The sequence below is a fragment of the Flavobacterium sp. JAS genome, from assembly GCF_020991455.1.
GTDB lineage: Bacteria > Bacteroidota > Bacteroidia > Flavobacteriales > Flavobacteriaceae > Flavobacterium.
Map to the genome: position 1 here is coordinate 23,796 of NZ_JAJMOX010000002.1, position 15,542 is coordinate 39,337.

14 protein-coding genes are annotated in these 15,542 nt (G+C 33.1%); 11 read left to right on the forward strand and 3 right to left on the reverse strand.

Annotated features, from left to right (window positions below; translation table 11 throughout):
- Positions 1-8 precede the first annotated feature (8 nt).
- From LPB88_RS02395 to LPB88_RS02430, 8 genes are all read left to right on the forward strand, one after another.
- A complete protein-coding gene (locus LPB88_RS02395) occupies positions 9-1,130 on the forward strand; it encodes an N-acetylmuramoyl-L-alanine amidase (protein WP_230712201.1) in 1,122 nt (373 codons plus the stop codon).
- A gap of 50 nt (positions 1,131-1,180) precedes the next feature.
- The gene (locus tag LPB88_RS02400) at positions 1,181-2,155 is read left to right on the forward strand and encodes an MlaD family protein (RefSeq protein WP_230712202.1); all 975 of its coding nucleotides are present in this window, start codon (positions 1,181-1,183) and stop codon (positions 2,153-2,155) included.
- 5 nt (positions 2,156-2,160) lie between these two features.
- Complete coding sequence (locus LPB88_RS02405; RefSeq protein WP_230712203.1) at positions 2,161-3,498, forward strand: (Fe-S)-binding protein; 1,338 nt, start codon at positions 2,161-2,163, stop codon at positions 3,496-3,498.
- A gap of 135 nt (positions 3,499-3,633) precedes the next feature.
- Positions 3,634-4,425 (forward strand): (Fe-S)-binding protein, encoded by a 792-nt coding sequence (locus tag LPB88_RS02410; RefSeq protein WP_230712204.1) that lies wholly within the window; start codon positions 3,634-3,636, stop codon positions 4,423-4,425.
- A gap of 1 nt (position 4,426) precedes the next feature.
- On the forward strand, positions 4,427-5,029 hold the full coding sequence (locus tag LPB88_RS02415) for a hypothetical protein (protein WP_230712205.1): 603 nt from the start codon (positions 4,427-4,429) through the stop codon (positions 5,027-5,029).
- Between the two features lie 83 nt (positions 5,030-5,112).
- Positions 5,113-5,595, forward strand: coding sequence for an ABC transporter ATPase (locus LPB88_RS02420; protein WP_230712206.1), 483 nt, complete (start codon positions 5,113-5,115; stop codon positions 5,593-5,595).
- A 572-nt stretch (positions 5,596-6,167) separates the two neighbouring features.
- Positions 6,168-7,319 carry an N-acetyl-alpha-D-glucosaminyl L-malate synthase BshA gene (bshA, locus tag LPB88_RS02425; RefSeq protein ID WP_230712207.1) on the forward strand — a complete coding sequence of 384 codons (1,152 nt, stop codon included), beginning with the start codon at positions 6,168-6,170 and terminating at the stop codon, positions 7,317-7,319.
- A gap of 12 nt (positions 7,320-7,331) precedes the next feature.
- Positions 7,332-7,754 carry a protease complex subunit PrcB family protein gene (locus LPB88_RS02430; RefSeq protein ID WP_230712208.1) on the forward strand — a complete coding sequence of 141 codons (423 nt, stop codon included), beginning with the start codon at positions 7,332-7,334 and terminating at the stop codon, positions 7,752-7,754.
- A 128-nt stretch (positions 7,755-7,882) separates the two neighbouring features.
- On the opposite strand, the gene LPB88_RS02435 is transcribed toward LPB88_RS02430, so the two are convergent.
- Both LPB88_RS02435 and LPB88_RS02440 read right to left on the reverse strand, forming a co-directional pair.
- Positions 7,883-8,380, reverse strand: coding sequence for a hypothetical protein (locus LPB88_RS02435; RefSeq protein WP_230712209.1), 498 nt, complete (start codon positions 8,378-8,380; stop codon positions 7,883-7,885).
- 159 nt (positions 8,381-8,539) lie between these two features.
- The gene (locus tag LPB88_RS02440) at positions 8,540-9,364 is read right to left on the reverse strand and encodes a UDP-2,3-diacylglucosamine diphosphatase (RefSeq protein WP_230712210.1); all 825 of its coding nucleotides are present in this window, start codon (positions 9,362-9,364) and stop codon (positions 8,540-8,542) included.
- Between the two features lie 188 nt (positions 9,365-9,552).
- On the opposite strand from LPB88_RS02440, the gene aroC reads away from it, so the two are divergent.
- From aroC to LPB88_RS02455, 3 genes are all read left to right on the forward strand, one after another.
- On the forward strand, positions 9,553-10,611 hold the full coding sequence (aroC, locus tag LPB88_RS02445; RefSeq protein WP_056249796.1) for a chorismate synthase: 1,059 nt from the start codon (positions 9,553-9,555) through the stop codon (positions 10,609-10,611).
- A gap of 52 nt (positions 10,612-10,663) precedes the next feature.
- Entirely contained in the window at positions 10,664-11,944 is a 1,281-nt protein-coding gene (locus tag LPB88_RS02450) for a dicarboxylate/amino acid:cation symporter (RefSeq protein WP_230712211.1), read from the forward strand.
- Between the two features lie 152 nt (positions 11,945-12,096).
- Positions 12,097-14,262: a response regulator gene (locus tag LPB88_RS02455; RefSeq protein WP_230712212.1), complete on the forward strand. Its 2,166-nt coding sequence runs from the start codon at positions 12,097-12,099 to the stop codon at positions 14,260-14,262.
- On the opposite strand, the gene LPB88_RS02460 is transcribed toward LPB88_RS02455, so the two are convergent.
- Positions 14,259-15,509 carry a DEAD/DEAH box helicase gene (locus LPB88_RS02460; protein WP_230712213.1) on the reverse strand — a complete coding sequence of 417 codons (1,251 nt, stop codon included), beginning with the start codon at positions 15,507-15,509 and terminating at the stop codon, positions 14,259-14,261. The genes LPB88_RS02455 and LPB88_RS02460 overlap by 4 nt on opposite strands.
- Between the last annotated feature and the right edge of the window lie 33 nt (positions 15,510-15,542).

Sequence of the window (15,542 nt, forward strand, 5' to 3'; positions counted from 1 at the left end):
TTAGATTTATGAATAGATTTAACAAAATTAAGGTAATATTTACTTTTTTTCTAACGATAATATCATTTTGTGCTTACAGTCAGGCAAATGTTTTTAAGGTAACTCTTGATGCTGGACATGGTGATCACGACTTTGGAGCAGTTTATAGCGGACGAATTGAAAAAAATATTGCTTTGGCTATTGTTCTAAAAGTTGGAAAAATATTAGAACTTAACCCAAATGTTAATGTTATTTATACTCGTAAAACAGATGTTTTTATTGATTTGGTAGAAAGAGCCAACATTGCAAACCGTGCAAACTCTAATATTTTTGTGTCTATACACTGTAATGCAAATAAAAATACGGCAGCAGACGGAACCGAAACTTATGTAATGGGTTTGAGTAAAACAGCCTCGAATCTTGAAGCAGCGAAAAAAGAGAACTCGGTAATTACTTTAGAAAAAGATTATAAACGTAAATATGAAGGTTTCGATCCAAATTCGCCGGAATCTATGATCGGGATAACTTTAATGCAGGAAGAATATTTAGATAATAGTATTTCACTGGCAAGTAAAATAGAGGACAATTTTGAGAAACTTGGTAAAAAAATAAGACAAGGCGGAGTTAAACAAGCACCATTTATGGTATTGCATAAAGCCTATATGCCTAGAGTATTAGTAGAAACAGGGTTTGTTTCGAATCCGGAAGAAGGAAATGTTTTAAATTCAGAAGAAGGTCAGAATGATATTGCAAAAGCTATTGCCGAAGCCATTTTAAGTTATAAAAGAGAATACTTTGGTTCAGGCGCTCCTGAAATTATAGAAGCCAGACCTGCAAGAGACACTACTCCTACAAAACCTAAAGCGGTTGAAACGACTGCAGTGAAAAACGTTCAAAAAGGAACCTTCTTTAAAGTGCAACTTATCGCCAGTATCAAAAAGACACCATTGGAACCTAAAAATTTTAAGGGACTGAAAAATGTAACGATACTGTATGAAAATAATATTTACAAATATTTCTATCAGGAAACTTCAGATTATGAAGCTGCCAAAAAATATTTGCAAGAAGCTAAAGACAAAGGATATGGCGCAGCTTTTTTAATTGCAAATAAAGATGGAGAGAAAATCAGTATTCAAGACGCAATTAAATAATAGTCTTAAGTTCGAATATTTATATTATTTTTGTACAAACACTTAGAATTTTGAAACTAACAAGAGAAATTAAAACGGCTATCTTAGTCATCGCGTCAATTTTATTATTTATTTGGGGCTATAGTTTTTTAAAAGGCAGAGACCTTTTTACAAATTACAAAACATTATATGTAGAATACGATAATGTTGAAGATCTGTCATCGTCAGCGCCCGTTACCATAAACGGATTAACTATTGGTAAAGTAAATAAAATCACAATCAATGAAGTAACGGGGAAATTATTAGTTGAACTTCAATTAAAAACAGATTTTCCAATTTCAAAAACAAGTAAGGCATCTTTGTATTCTCCAAGTTTGATTGGAGGGAAACAAATCAAGATTGTTCCTAATCTTGCTGATAAAGATCCAGCTGTTGATGGACAAACTTTAGTACCTGCTGTTGAGTTGGGATTAACAGAGTCTTTAGGAGGTAAGATTGAGCCTATTCAGCAAAAATTAGATTTAATGCTAGCCAATATTAATACATTGGTTTCAGGATTAAACAATGTTTTGGACAAACAGGGTCAGGAAAACTTAAAAAAATCATTGGCAGAATTGAGCCAGACAATGGAGCAATTTCATAAAGCTTCCGGAAGTCTTAATTCTATTTTAGATACTAATAAGGGACAAATTAATGGCGTTGTAACTAACTTCAATAAAATGTCTAGTAACTTCAATAAGATATCAGATTCTTTAAACAAAGCCGACTTAGGAAAAACAGTTAAAAACCTAAACCAAACTTTGGCTAAAGTTGATAATCTTATGAGTAACCTAAACTCAGGAAAAGGTACTGCTGGTAAATTATTAAATGATGAGGCTTTGTATAACAACTTGTCTAAAACTTCAAAAGAGTTAGAGTTATTATTGCAGGACGTTCGTCTTTACCCAACACGTTATGTAAATGTTTCTCTTTTTGGAAAGAAAAACAAACCATACGTAGCACCAACAACAGAAGAGGCTAATACAACTACAACTACTAAAAATTAATTAGAATGAGTTATTTAGATAATATTTTGTTCGCTATACTGCTAATTGTAGGTTTCGGTTTTTTTGCATCGAGCGTAAAAAAAATCATCCGAAACATTAATTTAGGAGTTGATGTAAATCGAAAAGATAATTCTAAAGCACGTTGGAAAAACATGGCATTGATTGCTCTTGGGCAATCAAAAATGGTGAGACGCCCTGTAGCTGGAATACTTCATATTTTTGTATATGTAGGTTTTATAATTATTAATATCGAATTACTCGAGATTATTATTGATGGTTTATTTGGAACACATAGAGTTTTTGCACCTTTTTTGGGTGTAATTTATGATGTTTTAATAGCTTCATTCGAAATATTAGCACTACTTGTAATCTTTGCTGTAACAGTTTTTTGGATTAGAAGGAATGTGGTAAGATTAAAACGTTTTGCTAATCCGGATTTAAAAGGATTTCCTAAAAGTGACGCAAACTACATTTTGTATTTTGAAACAGTTTTGATGCTTCTGTTTTTGTTCATGGATGCTTCTGATTTGCATTTGCAAAATGTTCCGGGAGGATTTTCTCATTTTCACAGAGCAGGAAGTTTTCCAATAAGTCAGTTTATTGCGCCAATGTTTAACGGAATGTCAAATGAGTTGGTTGCCATATTGTTTGAAGTTTTTTGGTGGTTGCATATCGCTGGTATTTTGGTTTTCATGAACTATTTATATTTCTCAAAACACTTACATATTCTTTTAGCTTTCCCGAATACTTATTTTGCAAACTTAAATCAGGAAGGACAGTTTGATAATTTAGAATCAGTTACAAAAGAGGTTAAGTTAATGATGGATCCAAATGCTGATCCGTTTGCAGCTGCTCCGGTTGATGAAAATGCTGTTCCAAGTAAATTTGGAGCAAGTGATGTTCAGGATCTAAACTGGGTACAATTATTAAATGCTTACACTTGTACAGAGTGCGGCCGTTGTACATCATCATGTCCGGCGAACCAAACCGGTAAAAAATTGTCTCCTCGTAAAATTATGATGGATACAAGAGATCGTTTACAAGAAGTAGGAAAAAATATTGATGCCAACAAAGGTGTTTTTGTTCCGGATAATAAAACATTATTAAACGATTATATTACTCCAGAAGAATTGTGGGCATGTACTTCATGTAATGCTTGTGTTGAGGAATGTCCTGTAAATATCAGCCCGTTGTCTATTATTATGGATATGCGCCGTTATTTGGTTATGGAACAAAGTGCTGCTCCAATGTCATTGAATGCTATGATGACAAATATTGAGAATAATGGAGCGCCTTGGCAATACAATCAACAAGATAGATTGAACTGGAAAAACGAAAACTAAAACCGTTTAATTGGTTATTTGTTTAACCGTTTAATGGATTAATAAAATAAATTTCTGTGTTAATGTTAGCGAAAGGGTTATTGCAAGAGAGCGATTAATCAAATTAACAATTAACCGATTTAACAACAAAAGAAGATGTCAGAAAATTTAGTAGTGCCAACAATGGCTGAAATGCTAGCCCAAGGAACACAACCGGAAGTTTTATTTTGGGTTGGTTGTGCAGGGAGTTTTGATGATAGAGCAAAGAAAATTACAAAAGCATTTGTGCGAATTTTAAATCGTACCAATGTTTCATTTGCAGTGTTAGGTACTGAAGAGAGTTGTACTGGAGATCCTGCAAAACGTGCCGGAAATGAGTTTTTGTTTCAAATGCAAGCCATGATGAATATCGAGGTTTTGAATGCGTATGAAGCTAAAAAAATCGTAACGGCTTGTCCGCATTGTTTTAATACTTTAAAAAACGAGTATCCTGAATTAGGAGGTCAATATGAAGTAATTCATCATACAGAGTTTTTAAAGTCATTAATAGATGATGGAAGATTGACTGTTGAAGGTGGACAGTTTAAAGGAAAACGCATTACTTTTCATGATCCTTGCTATTTAGGAAGAGCAAATAAAGTATACGAAGCTCCAAGAGATTTGATTCAGAAATTAGACGTTGAATTAGTCGAAATGAAACGTTCTAAAGCAAATGGTTTATGTTGTGGAGCAGGTGGAGCACAAATGTTTAAAGATGCTGAGCCAGGAAACAAAGAAATAAATGTTGAGAGAACAGAAGATGCTCTTGAAACTAAACCAGATATTATTGCTGCTGGTTGTCCATTTTGTAACACTATGTTAACCGACGGTATCAAACATCAGGAAAAAGAAGGACAAGTTAAAGTGATGGACATTGCGGAGTTAATTGCGAATGCTCAGGATTTGTAATATGAGGAAAATATTTTTATTAGTTGTTTTGCTTTGTAATGCAGTATCTTATTCTCAAGATGTTTTAGAAGTTATTGCAAAAGAAACTTGTCAATGCTTAGAAACTAAAAAGGCCAAAGAACCTAATTTATCTGCTGCAGATTTTAAAACTGAAGTGGGGGTATGCATGATTAAGAGTTATACAGATCATATGTCGGAATTTAAACCTTCGGAGAAAGTAGATTTTGCAGATGAAGAAGGTATGGGTAAGTTAGGAGAAAATGTAGCTATGAAAATGTTGCAAGTATGTCCTAACATGATTATAGAATTAGGAAGGGGTACTATAGATGAAGGGAAAGAAGCTAAGAAGGAAGATTCTTTTCTTTTAGGGGAAGTAATTGATGTCAAATGGGAGCAATTTGTAACTTTGCAATTGAAAGATCAGACTGGCAGAAATTATAATTTTCTTTTATTAGATTCTTTTGACACGGCTCCGTTGCTGACTAATAATGAAATTAAGAAAAAAGATAAGCTTAAAGTGAGTTACACTGAGATTGAATTATTTGATTCAAAAACCAAAGAATTCAGGTATTTTAAAATTCTCACAAAAATAGAGAAACAGTAATCTTTAAGGTTCGTAAAGAGGTAAGGTTTGTAACCTGAAACTTGAAACCTGAAACAAAAAAAAACTAAAAAGAAAAAAATAAAATGTATATACCTTTTGAAAATTTGCCTGGTGAATCCAGAATTTGGATTTATCAATCGAACAGAAAATTTTCTGAGGAAGAATTTTCTGAAATAGAAACTGACCTGAAAGCTTTTGTTGAAGGTTGGGCAGCACACGGAACAAGCTTAGAAGCTTCATACCTGCTAAAATACAACCGATTTATTATTTTGGCTGTAAATCAGGATGTGCAAGCAGCTACAGGATGTTCTATCGATAGTTCAGTAGAGTTTATTCAGAGTTTAGAGAAAAAATACAACGTTGATTTATTGGATAAAATGAACGTGACTTTTAAACTTGGTGAACATATTGCACACAAACCTTTAATTGATTTTAAGAAAATGGTTAAAGATAAATCGGTTTCTGAGAATACGATTGTTTTTAATAATCTTGTAAATAATATCGAAGAGTTTAATGAATCTTGGGAAGTTCCTGCTGCTGATAGTTGGCATAGCAGATTTTTTTAAGAGATATTTATAAATATATTTGAAAGGCATGAAATTTAGATTTTGTGCCTTTTTTTGTTTTAAAAAGGTTTGAGTTTGTTTCAAGTTTCAGGTTTTTGCCCAAGTTTGTCATTTCTTGGAGTGGAAATCTTTGTCAAAGTTTTAAACTTTGACAAAGGTGAATTGCGACAAAAGGGACTGGTTTTTATCCCGAGGTTTGGGGAAGAAAGGTCTTATAGAAATAAAAACTTCTAATCTAGCCCCGATGGGAGTGATATGCTTTTATGGTGGGGTTCACCATAAAAGATATAGCGGACAGCGGGACGGGAGTTTCTTTTGAAAATGAGTTTTCTGCTCCTGAAAATAATGATGAATTATAAGTTATGAATTATGAGTTTGTTTGGAAATCTTGAGATTTCTATTTGATCTACCATAAATTAAAAATTCAGTAATCTTGGGGTTTAAGTTAGCCTAGAATTCTAAGTTAGTCTAACAAACTAATAACCTGAAAACTAATATTCACAAAAATCTAACAATCTAAAAGTTTAATTAAAAGCTATTTTTGAGTACTTTCGTAGGACTAAATTTAATACATGAAAATAGCAATAGTTTGTTATCCGACATTTGGTGGTAGTGGTGTAGTTGCTACGGAATTAGGCCTTGAATTAGCCAGACGCGGACACGAAATCCATTTTATTACTTATAGTCAACCGGTTAGGTTGGCACTTTTAAATCCTAATGTTCATTATCACGAAGTAAACGTTCCTGAATATCCTCTTTTCCATTATCAGCCGTATGAGTTGGCATTGTCAAGCAAATTGGTTGATATGGTGAAATTATATAAAATTGAAGTACTTCATGTGCATTATGCAATTCCTCACGCGTATGCGGGTTATATGGCCAAGCAAATGCTAAAGAATGAAGGAATTAATCTTCCGATGATTACAACGCTTCACGGAACAGATATTACGCTGGTTGGGAATCACCCGTTTTATAAACCTGCGGTAACGTTTAGTATTAATAAATCAGATTATGTGACTTCGGTTTCTCAGAGTTTGAAAGATGATACTTTGAAGTTGTTTAAAATCAAGAACAAGATTAGGGTAATTCCGAATTTTATTGAATTGGATAAAGTTCGAAAAGATCCGCAACAGCCCTGTCATCGTTATGTAATGGCAAAGGAAAATGAGCGTATCATTACACATATCAGTAACTTTAGAAAAGTAAAACGTATTCCGGATATTATTAAGATTTTCTATAATATTCAGAAAGTAATGCCGGCTAAATTAATGATGGTTGGCGATGGTCCGGAAAAAGAAAAAGCAGAGGCTTTATGTATGGAATTGGGAATTTACGATAAGGTAATTTTCTTTGGAAATAGTAATGAAATTGATAAGATTTTATGTCTGACAGATTTGTTTTTACTTCCGTCAGAAACAGAAAGTTTTGGTTTGGCCGCTTTGGAAGCTATGGCGTGCGGAGTTCCTGTAATATCAAGTAATTCTGGTGGTTTGCCTGAAGTTAATTTTGATGGTTATTCTGGATATTTGAGCAACGTTGGAGATGTGGAGGAAATGGCCGCAAATGCAATTAAAATACTGGAAAGCGACGAGGTTTTAAATCAGTTTAAAGCTAATGCTTTAGAAGTAGCCAAGAAGTTTGATATCAAAAACATTCTGCCTAAATATGAGGCTTTATATCAAAGAGCAATCGATGATTATAAAACGGAGAAACACCAATCTTAAAAGTAAACGTAAATGAAAAAAGTAATTTCGGTTTTAGCAATTTTTGCCTTGGTCTCTTGTGGAGTAAAAAAGACATCAGATTCAAAGGTTTTGTATGAAGTTTTAACAGAGCAATCTGACGGTGGTGGAAATATCAAATTTTTTGAGATTTTGACCGAACCTAATGAAATCAAAATGTTAGAAAACGATCCGCTTTTGGCTCATAAAATGAATCAGACTGATATTGGTAATTCGAATTATGTTATTCTGAATATGGGAGAGAAAAATACCGGTGGATATTCTATTGGTGTTGAAAAAGTAGAGGAAACAGATAAAAACATCATCATTACTGTAAAAGAAAATAATCCTGCCCCGGATGCAATGGTGACGCAGGTAATTACATATCCTTATACAGTTGTGAAAATACATTCTAAGAAAGATATTATTATCAAATAGTGTTTATAAGCAAAACGTTAGATGTGAGTCTGAGAATGACTTCGATTTCGCTCACTCTTGTTAATACATAAAAAAACCTGTCGTTATGAAGCGACAGGTTTTCTTTTACAATTATTTTTTATTTTTATTTAGAATCTAAATTTAACGCCTAATCCTACGTCAAATCCAAAATTATCGTCATTGTAATATCCAGAACCAATTTCAGGTCTGGCATCTAATGAAAGTGTAATTGGTGCTTCGCTAAATCTATATTCTATACCAATGTCTCCAGCAGCAAATACATAAGTTCCGCTATCGTTATATTTGTAATTGTTATTATAATAATCGTGATCCCAAGCTGCTAATCCTCCACCAACACCAGCATACCAGTTAAAACCACCGTCGATATTCCAAACCCATTGATAAAGTGCTACTCCTTTAATTGCATCTACATCACTGCTGTTTCTCCAGCCTAAATCAAATTCAAGTCTATTTTTTTGGCTTAAACCTAATTGATATGATACTTCCCCGCCAAAACCGTTATTGTCTCCTAAACGGATTCCTAAAGCGTTTTTAGAAATTTCTTGTGATTGAGCCGTTAACGCTAACCCTAATAGCATAATGGCAGATAAAATTATTTTTTTCATAAAATTGGTTATTAATTTTCTTCAAATGTAAGGTGTGATACCATTCTCAAACGTATAAAATTATTTGAAATTGTTATATAATTCACATTTCTGAAACTAACGAAATTTTATGAAAATAGTGTTATCTATTATAAACAGACTGATTTAGGGATTATAGTGTTATTTGTTTAGGATAATTGAAGAAATTAATTGAGAACTCAAAATGTCTTCCATTTCAAAAAGATTTTCTTCTTCGCTAAAATTACTTTCGGCGTACGAATACAATTTCCAACGTTTCTTGTGGTATTCTAGTGCGGTTAAATTCTCTACCCAGTCGCCTGAATTTAGATATAAAGTAGAGCCGTGTTTGTTTTCTTTGGTAATGATTTTTGGTTCGTGAATATGTCCGCAAATTACATAATCATATTTTTTTTCTATGGCCAGATCTGTAGCAGTAGTTTCAAAATCGGATATGAATTTTACCGCTTTTTTTACGCTGGCTTTTATTTTTTTAGAAAACGAATAAGGTTCTCTTCCTAATTTAGCCAAACACCAATTTGCAAAACGATTGCTTAGAATTAGATAATCGTAACCCAAACCGCCCAATTTTGCAATCCATTTAGAGTGCTGAACAGAAGCGTCAAAAACGTCTCCATGAAAAATCCATGCTTTTTTGTCGTCTAATTCTAAAACTAATTTATCGACCAAAGCAAAATTTCCCATATTCATATCACTGAATTTTCGAAGAATTTCATCGTGGTTTCCAGTAATATAATACACTTTCGTACCTTTAGATGCCATCCCGATTACGCGTTGAATGACTCTTAAGTGCGCTTTTGGGAAATAGGATTTTCTAAATTGCCAAGCATCAATAATATCGCCGTTTAAGACTAATGTTTTGGGTTTAATGCTTGATAGGTAGTTGTTTAGTTCTTTAGCGTGACTTCCGTAAGTTCCCAAATGGACATCTGAAAGGATGACCAATTCAACATTTCGTTTTTTCAATTTTTCGTTTTTTGAAGTTTAGCAAATAAAAGAAACTCTAACCGGATTTGTTTTATCAAAAGGTTACCAATTTGGCTACAATTTTAATAAATTGTGATTTTTAAAGGCTACAGCCTTTACTTAATAATACTAATTTTAAATTTTTTAATTTAATTCATAAAACTTACATTTGCTCAAAACAAATTACAATGGCAGGAAATAGCTACGGCACCCTATATAAAGTTACTACATTTGGTGAATCTCATGGTGAAGCTTTAGGCGGAATTATTGATGGATGTCCATCAGGAATAGAACTTGATCTGGAAGCAATTGAAGTTGAAATGTCCCGCAGAAAACCAGGACAGTCAGCAATTGTAACACAAAGAAAAGAACCAGATGCAGTTCAGTTTTTATCCGGTATTTTTGAAGGTAAAACTACAGGAACTCCAATTGGTTTTATTATTCCGAATACCAATCAAAAATCAGATGATTACTCGCATATAAAAGATAATTACAGACCAAGTCATGCTGATTATGTTTATGATCAAAAATATGGTTTTCGTGATTATCGCGGTGGCGGAAGAAGCTCGGCAAGAGAAACTGCTAGTAGAGTAGTAGCAGGTGCAATTGCAAAACAAATGTTGCCAGAGATTAAAATTAACGCTTACGTTTCTTCAGTTGGTCCAATTCATTTGGATACCCCATACCAAGATTTAGATTTTTCAAAAATAGAAAGTAATCCTGTTCGTTGTCCTGATGAAAAATCAGCAGCGATTATGGAAGAATATATTCGTGATATCCGCAAACAAGGAGATACTGTTGGAGGAATTGTTTCCTGCGTAATTCAAAACGTTCCGGTTGGTTTAGGCGAACCTGTTTTTGATAAATTGCATGCCGAATTAGGAAAAGCAATGCTTTCTATAAATGCTGTAAAAGGTTTTGAATACGGAAGCGGATTTTCAGGTTCTGAAATGAAAGGAAGCGAACACAATGATTTATACAATCCTGACGGAACTACAAAAACAAATCTTTCGGGAGGAATTCAGGGAGGAATAAGCAACGGAATGGATATTTATTTTAGAGTAGCTTTTAAACCTGTTGCGACTATCATGCAAACTCAGGATTCGTTAGATAATAAAGGAAATATTACACCAATGACCGGAAAAGGGCGTCATGATCCGTGTGTAGTACCTCGCGCAGTGCCAATTGTTGAAGCAATGGCAGCGATTGTTTTGGCTGATTTTTATTTAATCAACAAAACATATTAATAAAAGTTAAGACAGTGAGGGTCTTAATATTTTAATCTAAAAAAACAAATTAATGCAAGTTACAGAAACCAAAAAAAAATCATTTCTTTCAGGACTAACAGGGCAAATTATCGTTGCAATGATTCTTGGAGCAGCTTTAGGAATTATATTGCACAATTCGATTTCGCCAGAAGCGGCACAATCGTTTAGTGCTAAAATAAAAATGCTCGCGACGATCTTTATCCGATTAGTGCAAATGATTATTTCACCTTTAGTTTTTACCACTCTGGTAGTTGGAATCGCTAAATTAGGAGATATCAAAACAGTTGGAAGAGTAGGAGGAAAAGCTTTAGGATGGTTTTTTACAGCTTCTTTTATATCCTTATTAATTGGATTGTTTTACGTTAATATTTTAGAGCCTGGAGTGGGTATTAAGTTACATGTCGATATGGCAACAGCTTCTGAGGTAACAGGTAAAACAACGTCATTGTCTTTTGAGAATTTTGTGGAGCATATTGTTCCTAAAAGTATTTTTGAAGCAATGGCAACTAATGAGATCCTGCAGATTGTGATATTTTCAATCTTTTTTGGATTGGCAGCAGCTTCATTAGGCAGTACTGTAAAACCGGTTATCAATGCTTTGGATAAAACATCTCATATTGTTTTGAAAATGGTAAATTATGTAATGAACTTCGCTCCAATTGGAGTTTTTGGAGCCATTGCGGGAGTATTTGCTATTAGAGATGCAGAGGAATTAGTTATTACATATTTTAAATTTTTCGGATCGTTCTTAATCGGAATAAGCACTTTGTGGGTGGTTTTGATTGCAGTAGGTTATATTTTCTTAAAAGGAAGAATGACAGAATTATTAAGACGTATTATTGGGCCATTGGCAATTGCTTTTGGAACAACCAGTAGTGAAGCTGTTTTTCCTAAATTAACAGAAGAGTTGGAAGATTTTGGAGTAAAAGATAAAATTGTATCGTTTATGTTGCCCCTTGGGTATTCATTTAATCTGGACGGAAGTATGATGTACATGACTTTTGCCAGTATTTTTATTGCTCAGTTTTATGGTGTGCATTTAGACTTAGGTACGCAAATGGTAATGCTTTTGGTTTTAATGCTTACAAGTAAAGGAATTGCAGGTGTACCAAGAGCAAGTTTGGTAGTTGTGGCAGCAACTTGCGGAATGTTCAAAATTCCTGTAGAAGGAATTGCCTTAATCTTGCCAATTGACCATTTTTGTGATATGTTCAGAAGTGCTACAAATGTATTAGGAAATGCTTTAGCAACATCAGTTGTTGGACAATGGGAAGATGATAAAGAGACTGAAACTACTCCTGAAAATGTATAATAAAATGTTTTTTTGTAAGAGAGAATATTAACATTTGTTGAGATTTATATAAATAAAGAAAAGCTGTATTTTTACTGGAAATACAGCTTTTTTTTATTTTTAAATGTATATTTGATAAAATTCCACTATTAATGCCCCAGATACGGATTTTTTTGTTTTTACTCGTATTCCTGAATTGTTTCAATAATTCAGCAATTGGGCAATCCGAACCTATATCTGAAGCAAAAACGGATAAACTTGTAAAGCAGGCATTGGCTAATTTTAGGGAGTCAAATTTCGAAAAATCATTAATTATCTCCAGAGTTGCATTAAATGCGGCATCAAACATTAAAGACCCTTCTTTAATTTCTCGCTCCTATACTATTATTGCAGCAAATTATAATGAATTAGGTGAAGTTGATAAAGCGATTTTCTTCTATAATAAAAGTTTGTATTATGCGAATAAAACAAACAATGATACTATAAAGTATAATCTCTATAATAATTTAGGGAATGTATATTGTTTTGAAAAAAAACAGTTTGATAAAGGAATTGGCTATTATAAAAAATCAATAGCATACGGCTTGAAAATCAATGATTTAAATCAAGTTTATTTTACAAACGTAAATATTGCATGGGCTTATTTTGATATTAATAAATACGACCAAGGGGATCTTTTTCTGAAATATATAAATACTAATAATAAAAAATACGGCGACAAATCTACTGATGTTATAGTAAATATGCTTAACGGTATGTATTCGAGTTATCGTAAAGATTATGAAGCAGCAAATGAATTTTTTCTAAAAGCTATTGAGGCAGGAAAAAAGACTGAGGAAAAATCAGATTTGGCATACGCGCATTTAGAGTACTCAAAGTTTTTAAATAAGATCGATAAGCCCAGAGAAGCCTACAAAAACCTTACTTCCTACAATAAAGTTACCGAAGATTTATATAATGAGGAAAAACTTAAAAAAGCCTCTATTGCCGGATTTAGCCTCGAATTAGACGAGTATAAAAGACAGATCGATAAAATAGAAAACGAAAAAGTCGAACAATATCACAGTCTGAAAAAATCAAGAATAATTGTTATTCTGTTTATACTGATTTCTCTTATTTTGCTTTTTCTGATTATTACATTAGTTAAAAATATCAGATTTAAGAAAAAACACAATTTAGAGCTTCTTAAAGCTAAAGAAATTGCCGAAGAAGCCTCGTTACTCAAAACACAATTTATTTCGACTATAAGTCATGAATTGCGTACTCCGTTGTATGGCGTGGTGGGTATAACAAATATGCTTCTCGAAGAGCATAAAGAATTATCGCAAAGCCAGCATCTGAGTGCTTTGAAATTTTCTGCCAGGTATTTATTATCTTTAGTAAATGATATTCTTCAAATTAATAAAATAGAAGAAAATAAGGTTGTTCTGGAGACTTTGACCTTTAATATTTCGGATGAAATAACAATGATAAAAAATTCTCTTTCCTTTTTATCTCAGAAAAACAATAATAAAATCAATGTATCAATTGACCCTAATATTCCGGAGTATTTAATTGGAGATAAGTTGAGATTGGCTCAGATTCTAATGAACTTAGTGAGTAATGCATTGAAATTTACCAAAGATGGTGAAGTTGAAATTATTGTAAATCTGGATAGAATAGAAGGGAAGATATACTTTTTAGATTTCCTTATAAAGGACAATGGTGTTGGAATTGCTGTTGTGGATCAGGGAAAAATCTTTGAGAAATTTGTTCAGGTTGGAAGAAAAGACGAAGATTATCAAGGAACAGGACTAGGACTGAGTATTGTGAAAAAATTATTAGGCCTCTTTGGAAGTACAATAACTTTGGTAAGTGATATTGGTGAAGGAACTTCTTTTGCGTTTATAATTCCGTTTGAATACGATCCTGAGAAAACAAAAAATATTATTGAAGAAATTGAAGTCGATCTAACCTCAAATGAAGTGTTTAAAATTTTAATTGTCGAAGATAATCTTATTAATCAGTTGGTGACCAAGAAGATTATTGAAAAAAACAATTACATCTGCAAAGTTGTCGACGATGGTTTTGGCGCGCTTAGGATTTTAGAAAGCGAAGAGTTTGATCTTATTTTAATGGATATAAATATGCCACTAATGAATGGATTTGAAACCACTAAAAGAATTCGTTTGCAAGGTATAAAAACGCCAGTTGTTGCTCTTACTGCTTTTGATAAAGACGAAATAACAGATGAAGCAATTTCGTCAGGAATAAACGATATTATTATAAAACCATTTGAACCGGTTAAGTTATTTAAAATTATAAATTACTTAATAAGTGAAGCAAAAAACGCTGGTTAATACCAGCGTTTTTTATTTTGTTTAGAAGCATTTGATTTTCTCGATTTGTGAGCACCACCGCTTCGGTTTGAGTTTTTAGGTTTCTCAGCCGATGCTTCAGGACTTCCGGAATGCCATTGATACGGATGATCTGTGATGACTTTTACATCAACTTTTATTAATTTTTGAATGTCTTTCCAGTAAGGCTCTTCGTCTTTACTACAAAAAGAAATTGCAACACCTCCATTTCCGGCGCGTCCTGTACGTCCAATTCTATGAACATAAGTTTCAGGAATATTAGGTAAATCAAAGTTAATTACAAATGGCAATTGGTCGATATCAATACCTCTTGCTGCAATATCTGTAGCCACAAGAACACCAACTTCTTTATTTTTGAAAGCATCTAAAACGCGTTGTCTTGCATTTTGAGATTTGTCTCCGTGAATTGCTTCTGCCGGAATATCTTTTTTGCGAAGTGCCTTTACAACATTATCTGCGCCATGTTTAGTTCTTGAGAAAACTAAAACATTTGATAGATCTTCGTTTTTTATTAAATGATATAATAAATTTCTTTTTTCTGTTTTTTCAACAAAATAAACACGTTGCTCTACATTTTCGGCTGTCGATGAAACAGGAGAAACTTCTACTTTAGCAGGATCCTGCAAAAACATTTCGGCCAATTCACGAATTGCAATTGGCATTGTTGCTGAAAATAATAACGTTTGACGGTTTTTAGGAGTTAGTTTTACGATCTTTTTTACATCGTTTATAAAACCCATATCCAGCATTTGATCCGCTTCATCCAGAACCAAAGTATGTAAATGATCTAAATCAAGAAAACCTTGTTTTTGTAAATCAAGCAATCTTCCTGGCGTTGCAACTAGAATATCAACACCTTTTTTTAGTGTATCTACTTGTGGATTTTGCGAAACTCCTCCAAAGATGGTCAGCTGTGTTAAGTTGGTATATTTTGCATAAGTGTCAAAACTTTGACCAATTTGTACCGCTAATTCACGTGTTGGAGTTACTATAAGAGCACGAATTTGTTTGGCTTTTTTAGTAGAACCAACAATTCGGTGTAATTGATGTATGATTGGAATGGCAAAAGCAGCCGTTTTTCCCGTACCTGTTTGCGCACAGCCAATTAAATCTCTTCCTGCCAGAACAATCGGAATAGATTGTTCCTGAATAGGAGTAGGATTTAGGTAGCCTTCTTCAAATACGGCTTTTTGTATACTTTTTGAAAGTGATAAATCTTCGAATAACATATCTTAGGTATTAAGAATTTAGTTTTAAGTACT